At 42.3% G+C, this 2192-nt stretch carries 3 protein-coding genes; all 3 read left to right on the top strand.

What is annotated here, in order from left to right:
• A partial coding sequence (locus tag ACO6V1_RS23545; protein WP_422468969.1) for a hypothetical protein occupies positions 1-189 on the top strand: 189 nt, incomplete at its 5' end.
• 41 nt (positions 190-230) lie between these two features.
• Positions 231-1871 carry a hypothetical protein gene (locus tag ACO6V1_RS23540; RefSeq protein WP_422468967.1) on the top strand — a complete coding sequence of 547 codons (1641 nt, stop codon included), beginning with the start codon at positions 231-233 and terminating at the stop codon, positions 1869-1871.
• 25 nt (positions 1872-1896) lie between these two features.
• On the top strand, positions 1897-2166 hold the full coding sequence (locus tag ACO6V1_RS23535; RefSeq protein WP_422448705.1) for a hypothetical protein: 270 nt from the start codon (positions 1897-1899) through the stop codon (positions 2164-2166).
• Positions 2167-2192: the final 26 nt, after the last annotated feature.

Genomic DNA, 2192 nt, shown 5'->3' with positions numbered 1-2192 from the left:
GCAACGCAGGAGCAGTTGCCGCGTAGGGCAGTCTATTCTCGGTCAGCCTCCCAGGAGGCAGTGCTGTGGGCGAGGCTTAATGTCTACCTTAAGAACCGTAGCAACTACTCGTGTGATGATGATGAAGAGCAGAATATCCGCAAGTTTATGATCTATCCTAAGATGGTCTTCTTTCCTTTGCTGACGTGAGTCTTAAATAACATAAACTGGTATTAAATTTAGAGATTTTTATGAAGAATATAATTTATACGGCTGGTTTTTTGCTTATGACAAACACAGTCATTGCCGACGAACAGACAGACATTGTCAAGCAATGGATTGGTACAAACTTTGAGCTAATCAATGAACTGCACAACGAAACATTATTCTTCAATAAATACATAACCACCGATAATGGCTCATGCAAACTGAATGTGGAGGCTTCACTTGTCAGCGGTGAACGAAACACAACGTGGAACTGTGATGGCAATGGATATGGAATGCATATAGAATCATTCGGGGATGGTAACAAGACAGGGTTAGTTAAGATATGGACAAAAGACTCCGATGGAAGGAGATGCGGCTTGCAGTGGGATGCGCATCCTGGAGATGATCAGTTCGGGAATGCCCCCATTAATTACGACCAACATCAAGCCAAGTGGGATTGTGACGGTGATCGAGACCCTAGCTCTGCTGATGTTGTTTATCTTGATGATGTCCATATCTATAATGGAAGTCTTCAGTTTAAGATAAAGTCAAAGGTCGGTTATCTTTCTGACGATAATAGCCAATCCAATCATCGCAATGCTGTGTGGACCAAAAGAAAATCAGATGCTAACACAATATCTATTGATTTAGGCTGGTCTTGGGCTGATGAAAAAAACAGCAATCTTGTAGATATGTACGGCTTCAAGCCACCTGAAATAATCAAGCAACAATCCCTTAAAGACTACGAAGATGCTGAAAAGCAATACCTTAAGGTTTTAGATGCCTATTTAAATGAACCTGGGCATGCAGAACACACGACTAATTTGACTGTATGGAATGACAAAAATTCACCAGAGAATGGCTATATAACAGCTGTTCATTATATGGATTACTTCTTTATAGGAGGACATAAAATCAATTTCATGAGTAACAAGAAGGTAACAAACAAAAGAGAATCACATGGTAGAAGATTTTCAGCCTGGTATACAAACGGTGGGTTGCTATCAAACGCCCTTGGTCAGGCACAATATCGTAGCCGACAAGCAACAGGACCAAATATAAAGAAAGAGTTGAACTTAGAGAAAGCTGATACGATTTATTATGGGTACGAAAGTTATAATTATTCATCTAACACCTACGGAATGCCCCATTTTGATGACCACTGGGTATCAGCATCCATTAATAAGAACGATGACGTACGCTATGTCTTTACTTCTTTAGGTGATTACTATCGACTTCAAACCGACGGCTGGGGGCTTGAATACATCAACAATCGCTTTAAAGTAAACAATCATAATTGGCCTGGACTTGAGGATTATAGATTCCTTATTCGTGCAGGTTTATCATCAGCAGATGGTGACTATTGGTACTTCTTCCTCGCTGATGGGACTTACATTAAGTACTCAATCGCTAATGACTATGTCCTGGATGGCTATCCAGCACCTGTTAACAATTCCAGATGGACTGATATGGAGCAGTATAAGTTTCAAATTACCGGAGCATTTTACTATGCCGGCGACTACTATTTTATGCTTCGTGATGGAAGCTACATACTTTACGATTCAGACGATAGTGGAATAGAAAATAAAAAACTGGATGATTTTGATACAGGCTATTGGGGGGAGCGCTCTCTATATAAGCTAGAACAATGCGATCAACCGAAACCTAATATCAGCCTGTTTTAACATACATTATTTCGATGAGTTTGATGTGTACAATTACCTGGTTGTTGATGTTCTTCCGCGTATCAGCCTCCGCCCGGCCCGTGATATCAGGGAACTGATACTGCGACTCTGGAAAGAGAAATTCGGGGCCAATCCATTAAAAGCCGATCTCGACAAGCAGGGGTGGGTCTGCCCCCTGCTTGAACGCTTACGCCACCCGATGCCCGCAAAAGCACAAGTGGTTCCAGCTTGCCGGGCAGCGGGTAGCGTCTGCAGAAATACGGAGGTTATTTCAGACCGCTCCCAAGACAGGTAAGCACAGCGCCCGCATAGGGAACATAC

This window comes from Endozoicomonas sp. ALC013, from assembly GCF_049310205.1.
Lineage (GTDB): Bacteria > Pseudomonadota > Gammaproteobacteria > Pseudomonadales > Endozoicomonadaceae > Endozoicomonas.
The sequence above is the reverse complement of the archived record's forward strand: the minus strand, read 5'-3'. Positions and strand labels throughout refer to the sequence as shown.

Bases quoted from the DNA above. Each gene is read 5' to 3' on its own strand.
- ACO6V1_RS23540 (WP_422468967.1), top strand. From the start codon at position 231: ATGAAGAATATAATTTATACGGCTGGTTTTTTGCTTATGACAAACACA.